The 18,317-nt window shown below is 44.3% G+C and carries 12 protein-coding genes; 5 read left to right on the plus strand and 7 right to left on the minus strand.

Going from position 1 to position 18,317, the window contains the following annotated elements; all coding sequences use genetic code 11:
* The first annotated feature begins 267 nt into the window (after positions 1-267).
* Positions 268-3,381, plus strand: a complete 3,114-nt coding sequence (locus tag PQ461_RS01575; RefSeq protein WP_274207872.1) for a TonB-dependent receptor — start codon at positions 268-270, stop codon at positions 3,379-3,381.
* Positions 3,382-3,394: 13 nt separating this feature from the next.
* Complete coding sequence (locus PQ461_RS01580; protein WP_274207873.1) at positions 3,395-4,753, plus strand: alkaline phosphatase family protein; 1,359 nt, start codon at positions 3,395-3,397, stop codon at positions 4,751-4,753.
* Between the two features lie 621 nt (positions 4,754-5,374).
* Here the strand turns inward: PQ461_RS01580 and PQ461_RS01585 are convergent.
* From PQ461_RS01585 to PQ461_RS01600, 4 genes are read right to left on the minus strand one after another with little or no spacing between them, the layout of a single operon-like run.
* Positions 5,375-6,613 carry an MFS transporter gene (locus PQ461_RS01585; protein ID WP_274207874.1) on the minus strand — a complete coding sequence of 413 codons (1,239 nt, stop codon included), beginning with the start codon at positions 6,611-6,613 and terminating at the stop codon, positions 5,375-5,377.
* Entirely contained in the window at positions 6,600-8,366 is a 1,767-nt protein-coding gene (locus PQ461_RS01590; protein WP_274207875.1) for an IucA/IucC family protein, read from the minus strand. Before PQ461_RS01590 ends, PQ461_RS01585 begins: the two co-directional genes overlap by 14 nt.
* Positions 8,367-8,369: 3 nt before the next feature.
* On the minus strand, positions 8,370-9,353 hold the full coding sequence (locus PQ461_RS01595) for a hypothetical protein (RefSeq protein WP_274207876.1): 984 nt from the start codon (positions 9,351-9,353) through the stop codon (positions 8,370-8,372).
* Between the two features lie 49 nt (positions 9,354-9,402).
* Positions 9,403-11,754 carry a TonB-dependent receptor gene (locus PQ461_RS01600; RefSeq protein WP_274207877.1) on the minus strand — a complete coding sequence of 784 codons (2,352 nt, stop codon included), beginning with the start codon at positions 11,752-11,754 and terminating at the stop codon, positions 9,403-9,405.
* A gap of 194 nt (positions 11,755-11,948) precedes the next feature.
* On the opposite strand from PQ461_RS01600, the gene PQ461_RS01605 reads away from it, so the two are divergent.
* On the plus strand, positions 11,949-13,034 hold the full coding sequence (locus tag PQ461_RS01605; RefSeq protein ID WP_274207878.1) for a serine hydrolase domain-containing protein: 1,086 nt from the start codon (positions 11,949-11,951) through the stop codon (positions 13,032-13,034).
* A gap of 124 nt (positions 13,035-13,158) precedes the next feature.
* On the opposite strand, the gene PQ461_RS01610 is transcribed toward PQ461_RS01605, so the two are convergent.
* The 3 genes from PQ461_RS01610 to PQ461_RS01620 form a co-directional block, all read right to left on the minus strand.
* A complete protein-coding gene (locus PQ461_RS01610) occupies positions 13,159-13,563 on the minus strand; it encodes a hypothetical protein (RefSeq protein WP_274207879.1) in 405 nt (134 codons plus the stop codon).
* 28 nt (positions 13,564-13,591) lie between these two features.
* The gene (locus tag PQ461_RS01615; RefSeq protein ID WP_274207880.1) at positions 13,592-13,849 is read right to left on the minus strand and encodes a hypothetical protein; all 258 of its coding nucleotides are present in this window, start codon (positions 13,847-13,849) and stop codon (positions 13,592-13,594) included.
* Between the two features lie 127 nt (positions 13,850-13,976).
* Positions 13,977-14,432: a pyridoxamine 5'-phosphate oxidase family protein gene (locus tag PQ461_RS01620; RefSeq protein ID WP_274207881.1), complete on the minus strand. Its 456-nt coding sequence runs from the start codon at positions 14,430-14,432 to the stop codon at positions 13,977-13,979.
* Between the two features lie 369 nt (positions 14,433-14,801).
* Between PQ461_RS01620 and PQ461_RS01625 the strand changes: the two genes are divergently transcribed.
* Both PQ461_RS01625 and PQ461_RS01630 read left to right on the plus strand, forming a co-directional pair.
* The gene (locus PQ461_RS01625; protein WP_274207882.1) at positions 14,802-15,692 is read left to right on the plus strand and encodes a universal stress protein; all 891 of its coding nucleotides are present in this window, start codon (positions 14,802-14,804) and stop codon (positions 15,690-15,692) included.
* A gap of 9 nt (positions 15,693-15,701) precedes the next feature.
* Positions 15,702-18,227 (plus strand): cation-translocating P-type ATPase, encoded by a 2,526-nt coding sequence (locus PQ461_RS01630; protein WP_274207883.1) that lies wholly within the window; start codon positions 15,702-15,704, stop codon positions 18,225-18,227.
* Positions 18,228-18,317 lie beyond the last annotated feature (90 nt).

Here is an 18,317-nt window from a genome sequence, read left to right on the forward strand (position 1 = left end):
AGTGTTACTCTTAGGCTTTGATTGATAATATTTCAAAGAAATTAAAAGTTTGTTGCCTATGTTTTTTAAAATACAGTTAAACGTTATCAATTTATTAAGGGAGATGGGGTGGTTAATATAATGATCATCTATTCACAACCTAACAATAACCTGCAACGAAAAACCACTTAACATAGTACTTGCAATTTTGGCGCAACCAAATTGTTACACATGTTAAGTACTAAAACTTTCTTTTCCAGAATATGCCTTATGTGCCTGTTCTGCTTTGTGTTTGTCACGGCGGGTTTTGCCCAAACTAACCTGGCCACAATATCTGGTAAGGTAACAGGCCCTGATGGGGCAGTTTTACCTAATGCCACCATTACAGTAAAAAACGAGTCGACAGGTTTTACAATTAAAACTGCATCAAACTCCAAAGGTGCATTTTTATTAAAAGAGATTCCACTTGGTTCTCCGTATAGCATTACGGTAGCAACCGTAGGAATGGCTACTCAGAAACAAACCGGTTTTGCGTTAAACCAAGGCGATTTGCTTCAGGTCTCTTTCAACATGAAAGAAAAAGTTCAGGAATTAAACGTTGTAGAGGTAACTGCTGCTACTACACGTAACCGTGTGGAAAATATCGGATCTTCAACCGCTGTAACGGCAAGGGATATTGCCAAATTACCTGTTAATGGTCGTAATTTTACCACACTTGCAGATTTATCTCCGCTTAGCTCGGGAGGCAGCCTTAATGGTCAGCTTGCTTCTGCAACCAATTATACAATTGATGGTATGTCGGCCCGCAGTACGATAGCAGGTGGTCTGCCAACCGGTGCTTATTCTATATCGCTTGAAGCCGTGCGTGAGTTTCAGGTAGTTACCAACCAATATGATGTAACCTTAGGTAATGCAGGTGGCGGTACCATCAGTACAGTAACCAAATCGGGTACTAACGTATTATCAGGAAGCGCATTTGCCTATGCACGTACCAACTGGCTTTCGAGCCCGTATGGTTTAAACGGATTAAAGCGTAACCAGTCATTCTCTACCTATCAGTACGGTTTCTCTTTAGGAGGCCCTATTGTTAAAGATAAGGCACAGTTTTTTGTCGCCTGGGATCATCAGGCCGATTCAAGGCCCTTGTATATTGCTAATATTCAATCTGCAGATGACGAGAAGCGTAACAACGTAACACAGTCAACCCTTGATAATTTCTTAACCATAGCCAGGGCTAAATACGGGGTAGCTAATACGCCGCAGTTTGGCCAGTTTGATAAATTTAAGAATACCCATGCAGCGTTTGCCCGTATCGACTGGCAAATCAATTCAAAAAACCTGTTCACGATCAGGGATAATTTTATCTATGATCTGGACAACCAATCAGACGGTGACAATACCGCCATTAACCTTTACGAGGTATACAGTACCCGTAAAAGTATGAACAACAGCGTAATGGCATCTTTAAGAAGTACTTTAAGCCCTACGCTAACCAACGAATTAAAAGTACAGCACTACTGGGAGTACAACAAGCTATTTGCCAACAGCCAATTACCTGCTGATAATATTCCCCGTGCTATTGTACAAAATATTAGCTCAGTTGCGGCAGACGGCTCTACTTATACTACAGCCATACAACTTGGCGGGCAGCGTTATGGTAACGACTACTTTAACAACAACGTTGCACAGTTAGTTGACAATGTTTACTGGACTGTTGGTAAATACAACTTCACTTTAGGTGGCGGCTTATCATTCACTAATCAAAATTCAATTTATGGTAGTGAAACTAACGGCCGTTTTTATTTTACAGGTTTAACCAATTTTAATAACCTTACCCCATACCGTTTTGCGCGAGATATTTACACTTCTTCAGACAGAAATATAAAGTTCAATATCCTTACGCCTAACATTTATGCGCAGGTACAATCAACCGTTGCGCCCGGGCTTGATGTTACTGCAGGTATACGTGTTGATTACACCGATTACCTTGATCGTGCAAACTTTAACCCTGTTGTGTACCGTACGCTTGGGCTGAATACCTCTAACAAACTGGCTACTTTACAGGTACAGCCACGTGTGCAGGCTACCTGGGATGTAGACCAAAACGGTAAAGACATTATAAGGCTTGGCGGCGGCATACTTGGTTCGGCATTGAACCCGTATTCGATGATCAACAATATGCTTTTTGATGGCTCGCATATTTTAAGCGTTGATTTAACAGGAGCGCAGGTGCCTACGCCAAATTTCCCTGCTTATCGCAAAGATCCTAATACCGCACCGGGTATAGACTTGTTAAATAACCCATCGATACCTAAACTGGCTACCATTAATATGAACGGAAAGGATGCAAAAGTGCCCACCGTATATAAAGCCAATTTATCTTACTCTCACTTTTTTGCGCAAAACTTCCGTGTTACCGTTGCCGGTTACCTTAGCTTAGGCCGTAACAACTACACCTATGTAGACAAAAACATGGTAGACCAGCCTTACTTCCGTATTGCAGCTGAAGATAACCGCGGCGTTTATGTACCGGCAAGCACCATCAATGCATCTAATGGTTCTGCCGACTGGACCCAAGGCCGTAAAACTACCGAAGTTGGCCGTGTGTTAGAATTAGAAAGCTTAGGCAAGGTTAATCAGATGGCTTTTGTTGTTGATGCGGATTACCGTTATTATAAACAAGGCGAAGTGTCTTTCTCTTATACCTGGAACCAAACTAAAGATAATACCTCTTACAACGGTAACGTTGCAAATACTGCAACGCTGGTACAATATGTAAAAGATGATCCGCGTAACCTGAGTGCGGTAAGCTATTCTGATAATCAATTCAGAAACAAGATTGTGCTTTATGGTAGTTCGCCAACATTTCATGGTTTCAGTGCAGGTTTGCGTTTTTCGGGCATAGGTGGTACCAGATATTCATTAACAGTTAATGGTAACGTGAACGGCGACTTTGTGGCAAGTAATGACCTGGCCTATATCTATGACCCTAATGCTGCATCTACACCGCAATATTTAAAAGACGGTATTAATGCCATCCTGAACAATCCCAAGGTTGAAAAAAGCATGAAGAAGTACATAATGAACAGCTATGGTAAAATTGCTGAACGTAATGGCGGTGTTAATCCATTTTATGGTGTGTTTGATCTGCGCCTGATTAAAAAGATCACCGTATACAAAAAACACTATTTGGAAATTACCGGCGACTTGTTCAACGTTAGCAACCTGATCAACAAAAACTGGGGCATTAACCATAACCTGGGTACAACCTCCATTTACACTATTAAGAGTTTTGATGCTGCCAATAAGCAATACGTGTATGCGGTTAATACCAACGCAGGCGTATCAAGTTTAGGAGGTAACCCATACCAGTTCCAGATAGGTGCTAGATATGGTTTTTAAACAAAAGCGCTGTATGAAAATACTTAGATATGCAATCGCACTATTGGCGATTTTGACAGGCGTAAGCGTTAAAGCTGGTGCGCAGTCTGCACCGGCTAAGTATGTGATCCTGGTAACGATTGACGGTTTCAGGCCCGAATTTTACCTGGATAGTACTTATGCTATGCCTACTGTAAGAGAGCTGATGAAAAATGGTGTGGCTGCCGAAGGCTTAAATCCCGTTTTTCCTTCAGTTACTTATCCCGATCATACCACCATGGTAACCGGTGTAACACCCGCCAAACATGGTATTTATTACAATACCCCTTTCGAGCCGGAAGGTGTAACGGGTATATGGTACTGGGATTATAAGTTAATCAAATCTCCCACCCTATGGGATGCTATGCACAAGGCCGGCAAAAAAACGGCATGTGTACGCTGGCCAGTAACGGTTAATGCCCCGATAGATTACCGCATCCCGGAATATTGGAATTATAAGGACATGAGCGATGCCAGGGCATACACAGCTGCTAATACACAGCCCGCATCTTTATGGGCTGAAGTGCAGGAGAAGGCAACAGGACTGCTTACCGCAGATGACTTTAATGCCAATAAAAATGAATTGATACAGGATGAGAATGCCGCTCGTATTGCAGGATATATCATCAGGCAGTATAAGCCAAACTTTACGGCAATTCACCTGGCTTGTACCGATCATTACGAGCATGAATATGGCCGCGATCATTACATGGTGAAAGCATCGGTTGCCGGTGCCGACCGTGCAATTAAAACCCTGTTGGAAAGTGTGAACAGAGCCAACATTGCAGATAGTACGTTGATCATCGTACTAGGCGATCATGGCTTTGAAAATATTTACAGAGGCTTTAATCCAAATTATCTGCTAAAACAGGCAGGCCTGATCACTGATATAAAAACAGGAAACTGGAAAGCACAGTTTCACTCATCGGGCGGGTCATCGTTTTTACAGTTAAAAGATAGTAAGGATAAGGCTACGCTTAAAAAAGTAGAAAGTATACTTGCCCAACAACCTGATTCGGTTAAGTCTTATTACCAGGTCATCAGCAAAGCAGAATTAACAAAGGTTGGCGCCGATCCTAATGTTTCTTTAGCCATTAGCGGTATAAACGGAACAACTATTGGCAACAGGGCCGATTTGTTACTGGAAAAATTAAAAGGCATACATGGAACGCATGGTTTTTACCCGGACCATAGGCAAATACAAACAGGCTTTGTAGCATTTGGCCCCGGACTTAAAAAGGGAGTAGTGATACCTGTAATGAATATGGTTGATATCGCTCCATTGATAAGTAAACTTGCCGGTGTCGATTTGCAGGGTACCGATGGTAAATTATATCCTCAAATGTTTAAGTAGCACGCAGAATACTGCACGTATTTATAAACTAAGCAGCCTCCTGAAGGTATACACTTTCAGGGGGCTTTGCTTTGAGATTAGCTAAGTGCTACCAATAGGTTGTGTAAGTAAGTCTTATTGGTGGGATAATGAAGCCTCAGTGAATTTAATTCGGAAGCAAGCAAAATAATTCATATCTTCAATAAAAAGTTTTATGCCTGATACCGGAAGCTCTGTTACCCTCGTGAATAATGATAATTCAATAATACATGTGTATGATATGGTCTATACGTGGCCTTATTCTGGTAACTGGGATCATGATAACCAATTCCTTGTATCATTAAATATAGGGGAATCATTTAGGCTTGATTTGATCAGAGATAAAACCTACCAAATAATGGCTTATGCTGAAAAAAATCCAAAATCTAAGAAAATTCGATTAAACATGACATCAACTTATAGTTATGGCTCGCATACAACGATTCCCATACCTTAAAAGATAGTTTTGTAGCTTCAGGCATTCTTTCTGCGTTTCGAGTGCGATCGTGAGATCAGCCTTTACCCAATACTTTCTATTATATAGACTACCGGTGAGTTCAAACCACAGCTTATTTATAAGCACAGACGTATTTACCCTTAAGGTTAAATACGATTACCTGTTGATGGCTTGCGGCTCTGAGCAATGATATAAATAACTAAAATCGCGGTTAAACCTGCTATCCCCATTATTTTAAACGCCATTGTGATGGAGTGAAGGCTGCTGATTTGGGTGAAGATCAATAACCCGAGCGAAACAAAGCCACTGTCTGAGATAATGACGGCCATAACCTTTCCCCTGATTGCAGTAGGGGTATGCAATTGAAATCGGATACGGCTGATACTTCTGAAAAGCTGGCTGAACAGGCCTAACAGAAAGATGATGACAAACACGGAAATGTTATTTGAAATAAAGCTCAGGATGACTAACAAACAGCAAGCGGCCAGCCCGATCCATTGCCACGCCTTTTCAAGTTTTGAAGAGCCGATTTTAGCAATCAGCATACCGCTAAGCACCGCTCCTGCACTTTCTGCTCCGCTAAGCCAGCCATACTGGCGGGTATCCCAATGCAAATGATTTTTAATATAAAGCGGCATCATGGCAGAGAACGGAAAAAGTACCAGCATGAGTGCAATGCTGAGCAGCAAACTGAATTTTAGCAGCGGAACACGATTGATATATCTCAGCGCATTGATATAACCGGCCGGTTTAGGGTTACTTACTTCTGTATTATCTCTTGCAATACGCGGTATACCGAACAAGATGAAAAATGCAGGCAACTGCAATAGCATATCTATGAACAAAAGCCTGCGAAACCCTAAGCTTTCCATGGTGTAGCCTACAATAAGTGGGGCCACTATAGCGGCCAGGTTTAAGCTGGAAGCATACAGCCCTACTGCTTTTGCAATTTCAGATTTAGGTACAATATCTGGTAAAATCGCATTACGGATGCTGGGCTCTGCACTGTCGAATGCATTTCTCAAAAACACTACGCCAACCAGAAATAACCAGTGCAGGTGATTGATCTGCCAGATGACGGCCAGTTGCAGCCCGGTTGCCAGCAGAAGGCCGCCGTATACCAATAGCAGCAGCAGGCGGCGGTCAAAACGGTCTGCCAGGTACCCGCCTACAAAACTCATGAAAAAGCGCGGAACAGTTCTGGCAAAGAAAATCCATCCTAATATTTTAGCAGAGTCTATAGTATCTACAACGTACCAGCCCAAAGCGGCCAGGGTAACGTAATCGCCCAGCGCACCTAAAAATGAGCAGGCAAGGAAGCGCCTGTAGAAGCGGACTCCCTGTGCCTTGTCAGCTTCTACAGGTTGAGTGCTATATATTAGCATTAAACATCGGGTTAGTGATCTGTGTATATAATGTCCGCTCTTCAATGCGCATTTTGAGCAGTGGCTTAATAGCCCAGGTTTGTGTCTGTAATTTGTGCTTTAACAGCATTTTTACAGATGGCTTTGCAGGGCAGTCGTCAATGATCTGGATACAAAGCTGACCAACCTGCTGCCATAGCGCGTCAGGGTCAAGATGAAAGTACCCGTCTGCCAGTAAAACAAACTCTTGTACAAGGTGATCAAAAAGCGTATGACTCAATTCGGCAAAAGCGTCCTCATTATTCATAATCGTTGCTTCCATATCTTCGAAATGCATCAGTTCATCATTAAAGGGAAAAACTCCCTTAACAACCTGTATGCTTCCCAAATCGCGGTAAACCAATGCCACCGGGTTGTAATTAAGATCAAAAGCTAATAATGAATTTTGGCTGTGCATATCAAGCGCAATGCCGAATTGCAGAAAGAGTTGCATGGGCAACTCGAGCAAATGCGTAAACAACTGCATGAAGTATTGCTCTGCGGGCATGCCAGACAGATGAATGAAACGCGCCAATAAAGGTATAGGATTAGCTGTTGTGGTATGGAAAAGCGCCGCCGCAACTACCATTGTTTCTTCATTACGGGCATAGCACAAAGGGTCTTCTCTAAGCATAAATGACAGTTGCGGCCTGTTATGCCCATCGGCCTTAATGTGAGCGGCGCAATGATCCTTTACTATGCGCCCGCTTCCATTGATAATCGCCGGAACCAGGGTCTCGGCTTGCTTCAAAAAGTCACTGAAAATAAGTCCGTTGTACAGATCTCGAAGCGACAAGGTTCTTTTTACACTGGTTGCCTGGATATCAACAGGTACCTTAATGTGCATCAGCGGTAATGTTGGCGCTTCCGGCAGTGCTGCTGTACGTAATGATAAGGTGGGTTGGACATGGAGTTGAATATCGTTTAAAAGGATTAATTCCTTTTTGTTAAGCAGGTCTGCATATAGCTCAGATTGCAACAGGTGCTGGTATTGCCACGGATGTACAGGGAAATAAACGTAATCATTCAATGTACTAATTGGCAAAACCTGTGAAATATACTGTTGCCATAAATTGAAGTTGCCTCTGGCTATGATATGCCTGCGATGTACCGCCAGTATCTTAAGCCCTACCTTAGGCGCAAATTCAGGGTTATAAGCCAGGTTATCCTCATTTGTAAAGCCGATTTTGGTTTTACTACATACATGTATCGGGTGCCCGGTAAAAGGGATGGCTTCAGAATACAATAATGCATCCCGTCTTTTTTTAAGGTCTTTTTGGGTATTGCAGACCAACGTTATCCAGGTATGAATAAGTGGCATGTTTTGTATTTCCCAGGCGAAAGCTAATGCCATGCAGTTATAGCAATTCTGCAACTCGGCAGTAATTTGCTTTATCTGTGATGCTGAGGCTTGCCAAATGCTCAAGACCAGTGACAACAAATCCAGAATATTGAGGTTATGCCTTTCGTTTTCTTTGTGCTGTATAACATTAATCCAGGCCCGGCCCGATGGTTGTAAAATTTTGTTAACGGTTAATATGATTTCAGCGGGCTGATCAATAATTATCTTGTAACTATCGGTGTAATTTGGCACTGCATTAGCCGGTATCGTTTTAATCCCCGGTGTTTCACGTACAAAGGCGCGGATCAGGCGTTTTAATATTTCCTGCTGTGCCTCCTGTAAGTTTCTTGCCGTTGGTTGCGGTAAGGCGGTAGGTAAAGTGATTGTTTTCATGGCTTACATTTCTTTAAATAAGTAATCCAGAAAAACAGATACCACGTCTCTTGACTGGCCATGCGTAGGGTAAACATGGTCTACCAGGCTTGGGCGTATGTTGGTTTCAATAATGGCAAAATCACTTTCTTTGTGGGATATAGCTATATCCGCACAACGTAAGTCTATGCCCAGAACGTCAATTTGCGATACCCGGGCTATTTGCAGGGCCAGTTCAACGTTATCGGGATGGATACGGTCGGTTTGATCTATGGCAAGTGCACCTGCCCAGCCATTACCACATGAGCTGATGTAGACTTTCTCACCCTGTGCAGGCACGTCGCTCATGGTTAGGCTTTGCTGCTGTAATGCTTTTTCCGCATCTGCTAAATCAACCGGGCAAAGCATTTTAAAGGCGCGGTGGTAAATGGGAGTACGCACGGTATCGCGCTGCTGGTTTTCTGCTGCTATAAGCTCATTTAAATTCTGCTGCCCGTTGCCAACAACATAAGCCCACTCATTGTAAAGCACCCCTGCTACCTTTTGGTCAATAACCAATACCCGGTAATCTTTCCCTTTAGCCTGCTTTTGTAGGATAACCAGCTCGCTTAACTTTCTGACCTCATTAAAAGCTGTTTCCAGTTCTTCAATGGTGTCAATATCCAAATGGATGCCTACACCTTTATTGGTATCAAAAGGCTTAATCACGATGGGATGATGCTGTGAAAAAAAGCTGATGACATCAGGTGTAACTGAATGACTGAACATAAACGGAGGAATAGGCAGCCCCGCTGCTGACAAGAGTGTATTGGTTGCGATCTTGTTCTCAGAGATAACAGCCGTCATATGATGAAGCCTGGGCGATATGGCACGGTTGATATAAAGGGTCTGGCCATCTTTTTGCAGAACGAATATCTCTTCATCATTAGGAGTAAGTAAACGGCAGTCAATACCTTTTTCTTTGCATTTCTCTTCGATTAAAATGCTGTGTATGTTTTGGTAACGCATAATTATTCAGGTTGATGTGAATGTTTTGTGAGTGGGGCTTAGGTGTTAATTAAAATTTGAAGGTGACTGAGGCCAGCCATTGGCGCAGCGACTGCGGCTGGCTGTCTGGGTTCCAGTATTTTTGGTCTGTAAGGTTATTTACCTTAATGGCAGCCATCCATTTAGGCTGATTGTAATTGATCACCGCATTTAGCACCGTATATTTTGGCAGCGTGATGGTGTTAGCCGCATCCCAGTATGATTTGCTTGAATAATTACCGCCTGCTCCAAGGCCGAAATTTTTAAACAAGCCCTGTGATATACGATAGGTAAGCCAAAGATTAGCCAGATCTGCCGGCGCGCCTTGTGCCCTGCGTCCTATCAGGCTCGGGTCGCCGGATAAAAAGCGGTTCTCGTTTTTACCATAACCCGCTATGATGTGGAAATGATTTATCACTTCTGCGTTAAGTTCCAGTTCAAACCCGCGGCTGCGCTGAGTCCCTTGCTGAATGGTAAAGTTGTTTTCGTCGGTATAGGTAGCGTTATTTACCTTAATTGTGTAAACGCTTACCGTTAAGTTAAGCCTTTGCTGAAAAGCATCTACCTTAAAGCCGGTTTCCCATTGGTTGGCCTGCTTGGGTTTAAGAGACAGCAATGTGCCGTTAGGCTGATCAGCAGGGCCCTGGTTCAGAAACCCGTTCATGTAGTTGCCAAACAGGCTGATTTGCTTTGGCAGCACCTGGTAAATAAGCCCAAATTTTGGCGATACTGCTGTTTGATTATAAGCATCACTTACTGCCTGATTATTTTCGATGCCTGATTTATTAACAAAGTGGTCAACCCGTACACTTGCCATTGCCAGCAGTTGATCCGTAATATTTACCACGTCAGATGTATATGCGCTGTAGCTGGTTTGGGTATTGCTGTAAAAACCCGGGGTGCGGCTGGCCAGCAGCGCATTTACCTTTTGTGCATATAGTGGTGCAAAGTCATGCTTTACATTAATTGTATCGTAAGGGGTATAGGTATAATCGAGTTTTGTTTTGGTCTGGGTGATGTCTGCACCAATAACCATCCGGTTTCTTAGCTTCCCGATCTTAAAGTCGCCATTGAAATTTTGCTGCAACTGTACAAAAGCTAAGGTACGCGCACTGTAAAGGCCGATGTTGCGCGTCATGGTCGAGTCCGTCAGCCAGCGGGGATACAACTGGTTGCTGTAGTTTACATAGCCGTTGCTGGAGTTAAGGTTGGTTGAAGATATCCACTGGTCTGACAGTTTGTAAATCGCTTTGGTGAACAGATTGGCTACTGTTGTTTTAGAATCTACATCTTCGCCGCCAATGTATTTGGTATAAGGAATGGTCAGGTCTTTAAAGCTTTTAAATGTTGTTTGCGATGCAAACGAAGGGTAAGGCTGCATGGTGCGGGTAACACCGGCCAGTTCAGCATCTACCCAAAAGGTTAGCCTGTCGCTGGCATGATAAATAAAGCTTGGCGCGGCTGTCCAGTTACGGTAACGGCCAATATCCTGAAAGCTGTCTTCGTTATGATACGCCGCATTAAGCCTGAAGAGTGCAGTTTTATCGGCGTTAAGCGGGGTGTTAATATCTGCCGTGAGGCGTGTTAAACCAAAGCTGCCGCCTGTTAGTGAAACCTCTGTATGAGAGACTTCGCCAGGGGTTTTGGTTACCTTGTTGATCAGCCCGCCAAAGGAGATGGCGTTTGAGCCATAAAGCGTACCTGAAGGCCCCTTTATTACTTCTATCCGTTCGATATTAATAGGGTCAGATTCGGCACGGTATTGTGTTACCATTCCGTTGCGTACCGCGTTACGGGTATCAAAACCTCTTATGAATGCACTTACCGTACCGGTTGGTGTATTGTAGGCCAAAACACCGGCAGCATTGTTAATTACATCACGGTTATTCAGCAGCACCTGGTCTTGCACCAGTGCTTTTGAAATAACAGAATATACCTGCGGGTTTTCCAGGTTGGCCAAAGGTATTTTGGCAACCTGCTCACTTTCTGTATGAACAAACTTATTTGTGCTGAGGCTGCGTACTACAACCTCGTTCAGTTGCTGGCTGCTTTCGTTAATCGTAATGTCAAAGCGCAGGGTTTCGCCTGGTTTCAGCGTGACTTTTTGTTGCTGCTTTTCGATACCCGTTGCAGATATCGTTAGTTCATAAGTGCCTGGTTTTAGTTTGTGGAGTATATAATAACCTTTCTCGTCAGTAGCGGTGCCTCTGTTTAAACTTTGTATTTGTACACTTATACCTTGGGCTGCCTTTCCGTCGGTGGTTACCGCGTGGCCTTCAATAGCTGAAATATCAGGCTGGGGTTGTGCATGAAGCGAGTAAAAGTGGAGTAAAAACGCAAATACTGATAGGATCAGTGTTCGGTAAGTTGATGATTTAATCATGATATTTATTTAGACTAATTAAAAATAGATGTGCAAATATGTGAAAGTTTGGTAACATTTATATGACCCATAGATTATTTTTAAGAAAAATTTGGAAGTAAAAGTTAGAGGATGTCTTAACTATTGCTTAATTTGAAGAAGGACTGCATGAATGCTTCTCTTAGGAATTTGAAGCTTTTGATAAATTTTACTCAATGAATTACCTGTTAAAAAAGACAAGTAAATTATTACTGCTCGTCATAACATTTTATTCTGCCACTTCAACGGCCCAGGTCATGACATTATCCGGAAAATTACTGGACACTGTCTTTCTGAGCAGGTACATCCAAATGCAGATGGATTCGCTAAAGATTACCGGGACTGCGGTTTGTATCCTGAACCATAACCAGGTGGTTTACCAGCATGATTTTGGCTATGCCAACCTGGAACAAAAGCGCCCGGTTACCAGCACTACCTTGTTCGAAGCCGCTTCAATGACCAAGCCCTTGTTTGCTTATTATGTAAACTGGCTGGCCCAAAAAGGGCTGATCGACCTGAACAAGCCTTTATACCAGTACCTGCCGCTCCCTGACCTTGACTATGACTCGCGCTACAAAAAGATTACCGCACGAATGGTTTTATCACATACCAGCGGACTACCGAACTGGCGGGCTGATAACCGTGGACAGGAACTGGATATTAAGTTTGAACCGGGTACGCAATTCTCTTATTCAGGAGAGGGATATGATTACCTGGCCAAAGTTGTAGCCGTCATCACACACTCCAATGCAGTCACTTTAGGGGCAAGGATCAGGCGTGACCTGTTTGTTCCGTTGGGGATGCAGGCGAGTTATCTGGTTTGGCAGGACGGACTGGAGACCCGCCTGGCTACTGGTTATGAAGATGGAAAAACGCCGCGTGAGATATGGAAGCCAAAGGTGGTTAACGCAGCTTCGAGCCTGCTGACAACGTGTACGGATTATGCCCGGTTTCTGTCTGCTGTATTGGGCTATAAATTATTGTCAAAATCCAGTACCGACCGTATGCTGACTAAGCAGATCAAGTTGCCTCCCGGCCATATCATTACCCAATACTTTGGCTGGACGGATTGGGCGATGGGTTTTGCGGTGAAACCTACGCCTTACGGCGAGGTATTTGCGCATGGTGGCACGAACGAGGATTTTCAGTCGAATTTTATGATCGACCGCAAAACCGGTACTGGTTTCGTTTCCATGACGAACAGTAATCATGGCCATGAACTTAATAAAAAGGTCGAAGCCCTTTTGATCAACGGACAATAATGAAATGCTGTTTAAATTCCTTTGGCTGCTTAAAAGATATCAGATTACCACTATGTATTTGCATCTGTTATGAGACCTGCTGTGCAGGTATGTAATAACTTTACACTATCTACCCTTTTTATTTTTATTGCCCCGCCGGGAGCAGGCGGCCGGTATAGTCGAAAAGTTGCTTCTTGGTGGCTTTTGCAGCAGCAAACAAACCGGTCAGTTCTTTTTGAAGCGCGTTATAACGTTCCAAAAAGTCAATATGCAAAGGTTTTTTGAGGTCATCCAGACAGGGTTCAACAAAGGCTAAAAATTGAGGGATTCTTGCTTTTAAAGTTTTTAGTCTATCCTGCTGCGTCTTGATCAGCTCCTCAAATGGTTGCGATTGGCCGCTGGCTACGGCAGGCTTGTAGCGTGCTACAAGTGTCTGGAAAAATTGTGTTTCTGTTTCCAGAAATGAAATGTCCTGTAGCCAATGAGTGGCCTGCATATACACCTCCTGAAGCTCCGCTTCCAGTTCAGTGTCTATAAATAACCGGGTCATATCGTATTGTTTAATTATTAGTTATTGATTAGTAGGTACTTTCAGCGACTTGTATGCCATCTTTAACCTTCACAGTGGTCTCATGAAAGAACATGCGGCCTTCATGTTCCCAATCGATAAGGATATGATAGCAGCCGTCTCCGGGCAAATCCAGTGGAATATCGAAATCATGCTTTCCCTGGCTGTCAAATTGCATCATGTCGCTCCAGCAGTTTCCGCAATCAATGCTTCTCAGTAAGACTTTCCCCTGAAAAGGGTGATCAAAATTGAATCGTAAAAGTACCATGGTAATGGATTTGTAGTGAAGTTACGACTATCTCTGCCTGATTAAAATGATCGAAGACATATAATTGCCTGATTATCATCATCTAAGAAGGTGTTGATTGTGGGCTTGCAGGCCAGGTCAGCCGAAGCTACTCATCACTCTCAAACCGTCCGCTGGTTTCTCCCAGCCGGATTCTGTAAATGACCAGTTCTATATTAGTGCCTACATCGCTTTCGTTTTCAGTGATACCATGTGAAGGATGCCCTTCCGGCTTGGTGACCAGTGGCATGATCCGGTGAATGATGCCCTGCATAGCCTGCTGCTTTTCTTCCATATCGATGATCTCCTCAAATGTTCCCTGTGCGATGACGCTTTTCCAGTTGAAAACACTTTTAATGTCATCCACGGCAAAGCAGACTTTCGGGTTTTCACGCATCATGCGGATCTTCTTCCCTTCACCGGAATGCGCATAAATGCAGCCGTTACGGTACACATAGTTAATGGGAACCAGGTAGAGCTCGTCTTTGCTTTGACAGGCAATGCGGCCAACCACCTGCTCCTTCAGCAGCCGCTCGATTTGTGCATCATTGAGTTTTCCTAACATAATTTTATTGCTGAAAGCGAAGGAACATTAGCTTACTGATGAGGGTAATGTCATTCGCCAATCTAAATTACACCGACGTCGACTAAACCGATATGATCTGGCTACGGCGCTAAAGTGATGCTGGTCACTTTTGTAATCGGCAATAGAATTTTTGCAGATCCTTGTTTGCAATCCAGGGTTTCCAGAATTAGAACGTGCTAATAACTGCCCGAAACCTCAATGAAAAGCTTCTTCATTAATATAACGTTTATCCAGGCGGCTATATAAAGGAACAGGGAGTAGCTCAAGTAATTGAGCTCAGGAATATCGATGATCTTTGTCATTTATTTTCAGAGGAAAACGGCCAATATTAGGTCTAAAAAATACACCATGCGAACAGTACTGATGCTTACTGATTTTTCAGAAAATGCGAACCATGCTGCTAAAGCCGCCTCTGTGATCGTTCCTAAATTAAAAGCAGACATTTTGCTCTATCATACCTATTATAATCACCCTATAGTTACCAGTTTTGCAGGCGGTCCCTGGGTGGTGGAAGATTTTAATTTGCGTGAGCAGGAAGCTACCGCAAGGCTCGACCATTTAGCAATTCAATTAAAATATATCCTAAACGGAATCCCTAATATTGGGTTTGAGCCCAAAATTCTTTATCAATGCGGTGCGGGTTCGTTAGGGAAAAATATTGTGGCAATCATTCAGGAAAACCACGTCGGCCTCGTGGTGATCGGCAGCGGTAGTAGTACCTCCATAAATCAGCTGATCTTCGGCAGCAATACGAAGTCGGTCATTGGGCAGGTTGGCTGCCCTGTACTGATCATTCCGCCAGGCGCTGATATAGGTACACTTAAAAAGATGACCTACGCTACCGGTTTTGAACTGGCCGACATCAATGCAATCAATTACCTGATCGGTTTCTGTAAAAAAACAGGGCTTCTGTTAGAGATTGTTCATGTATCCGAACCTGACGAAAGGGACGACCCGGTAAAAGAGGCAGCCATCCTCAATTATGTTCATGCCGTTGAAACAACGAGGGTTACGTTTTTTGATGTGAAGGGCAAGGGCGTGATCGGACGTCTACAACGCCGATGCAAAGATGACGGTCCAGCGATGCTGGCCATCACCCACCGCTCTGCCGGGCTGCTTTCCGGCCTGTTCAATAGGTCTGTTACTGAAGCCGCCTTGGATCATCCAACTATGCCGCTGCTCGTTATTCCGTCTGACATGATCAATACTGACGGCGAATCAGCGGGAAACACCGTTTAAGATAAATTTATGGCAGCGAATAATTTTGGTATACAGGGCTTAAGTGACCCCGAAGTGATTAGATCAAGATCGGCTTATGGAAAGAACGATATTTCTTTTAAAAAAACGAATGGTTTTATCGGTGCCCTGAGTGGAATTGCCAAAGAGCCCATGGTGTTGCTGTTACTGGTTACGGCTTGTGTTTATTTTATCAGCGGTAAAACAGGTGACGGTGCTTTCCTGGCCTCGGCAATTATACTGGTTGCCGGCATTTCTTTGTTCCAGGACTCCAGAAGCCGCAATGCGCTTGAAAAATTAAAAGATTTCTCACAACCTCAATGCAAAGTGATCCGCAACGGCGCCGTCACAACGGTAAAAAGTGAAGAATTGGTCGTTGGCGACAGTCTGATGGTTGAAGAGGGCAATTTAATCATGGCGGATGGCGTGATCGCACATGCCAATGATTTCTCCGTCAATGAAAGCGTGCTTACCGGCGAATCCCTTGCGGTATATAAAGATAGCGCAGCGGCAGACCATTTTATTTTTCACGGCACAACCGTCGCCAGCGGCCTGGCTATCGCTACCATAACCGCTATCGGCAACCAAACGCGTTTGGGCAAAATTGGTAAAAGCCTGGAAGACATACCAGACGAAAAAACACCACTGGAACTGCAGATTAGCAATTTTGTGAAAAAAATGGTGATCGCTGGACTGATCGTATTTGCGGGCGTCTGGAGCATCAACTATTTCCGTTCGCCAAACTTGTTGGATAGCCTGATCAAAGCGCTGACACTCGCGATGAGCATCCTGCCCGAAGAGATCCCGGTAGCATTTACCACCTTTATGGCGCTGGGTGCCTGGCGGATGATGAAAATGGGCATCGTGGTTAAACAAATGAAAACAGTAGAGACTCTGGGCAGTGCATCCGTCATCTGTACGGATAAGACTGGCACGCTCACGGAAAACAAAATGAGCCTGGCTAAAGTGTATACACTGCAAGCAGATCGTTTGACCGATGCCAGTGAAAAGTTGCCTGGCGGACCGGAACTGAACCTGGTCAGGCTGGCCATGTGGGCAAGCGAACCGATACCATTCGACCCGATGGAAATCGCATTGCATGAAGCTTATGCGGGTTCGTGTCTCCGGGATGAGCGACCAGATTACCAGATGGTCCATGAATATCCCCTGGGCGGCCAGCCACCCATGATGACACATTTATTTGAGAATAAAAACGGCGAACGCATCATCGCGGCTAAGGGCGCACCAGAAGCGTTGCTGGCGGTCTGCGATTTAACAGAAGCCCAAAAAGCACAAATCGGGGTGGCAATCACCGCCCTGGCGGATAAAGGCTACCGGGTACTGGCCGTTGGCGAGGCAACGTTCGGCGGTAGTAATTTCCCGGCCAGGCAGCAGGACTTTCGTTTTGCGTTCCAGGGCTTGGTAGGCTTTTATGATCCGCCTAAAAAAAACATCCAGTCGGTACTGCAAGGTTTCTACCTTGCCGGGATCAAAGTGAAGATCATCACAGGCGATAATGCGGCAACTACCGGCGCTATCGCCCGTCAGATCGCGTTTCAGGGGGATAGCCGATCACTTAGCGGGGAGGTGCTGATGCAGCTGTCTGATCAGGAACTTCAGGACGATGTGGAAGCGGTGACTATTTTTACCCGGATGTTTCCGGATGCCAAGCTAAGGATCATCAACGCGCTGAAAGACAGGAATGAGATTGTGGCCATGACCGGCGATGGTGTTAACGACGGGCCTGCCTTAAAAGCGGCACACATTGGTATTGCGATGGGTAAAAAGGGCACGGAGATCGCTAAAGATGCAGCCTCACTGATTTTATTGGAAGATGACCTGTCTAAGATGGTTGAGGCCATTGCCATGGGCAGGCGTATTTATGCCAACCTGAAAAAGGCGATACAATACATTATTTCCATTCACATCCCTATCATATTGACCGTTTTCATACCGTTGGCACTTGGCTGGATATATCCTAATATATTTTCGCCGGTACATATTATTTTCCTGGAGCTGATCATGGGGCCTACCTGCTCCATCATCTATGAGAACGAGCCGATGGAAAAAAATACCATGCTGCAAAAGCCCCGGCCGTTCAGCAGCACCTTTTTTAACTGGAAAGAATTAGCGACAAGTGTAGTACAGGGGCTGGTGATCACAGCAGCAACGCTGCTCATCTACCGGTACGCCGTTAGTAACGGCTTCAACGAAGCGGTTACCCGCACCATGGTATTTATCTGCCTGATTACCGCAAATATCTGGCTTACCTTGGTGAACCGATCATTTTATTATTCGTTGTTCACCACCATCAGCTATAAAAACAACCTCGTGTTGTACATCATCGGGGCAACCATTATACTTGCTGTGGCACTGATCTACATTAACCCTTTAGCCAGTTTTTTTAGTTTCGCGCCATTGTCAGCCGACAGACTGGGGCTTAGTGCAATCACCGGATTTATTGCCGCAGTATGGTTTGAGCTGATCAAATGGAGGAAGCGCGTTATTAAAACCTCAGCTTCCCCTGTCAAACGCTAACAGATCACTTCTGCCGGTGAGCGCCGTCATATTTTTATCGCCAATAACCCGATAATTTCGATGTATAACATTAACTGACGATGCCTTCAT

This window comes from Mucilaginibacter sp. KACC 22063, from assembly GCF_028736115.1.
GTDB lineage: Bacteria > Bacteroidota > Bacteroidia > Sphingobacteriales > Sphingobacteriaceae > Mucilaginibacter.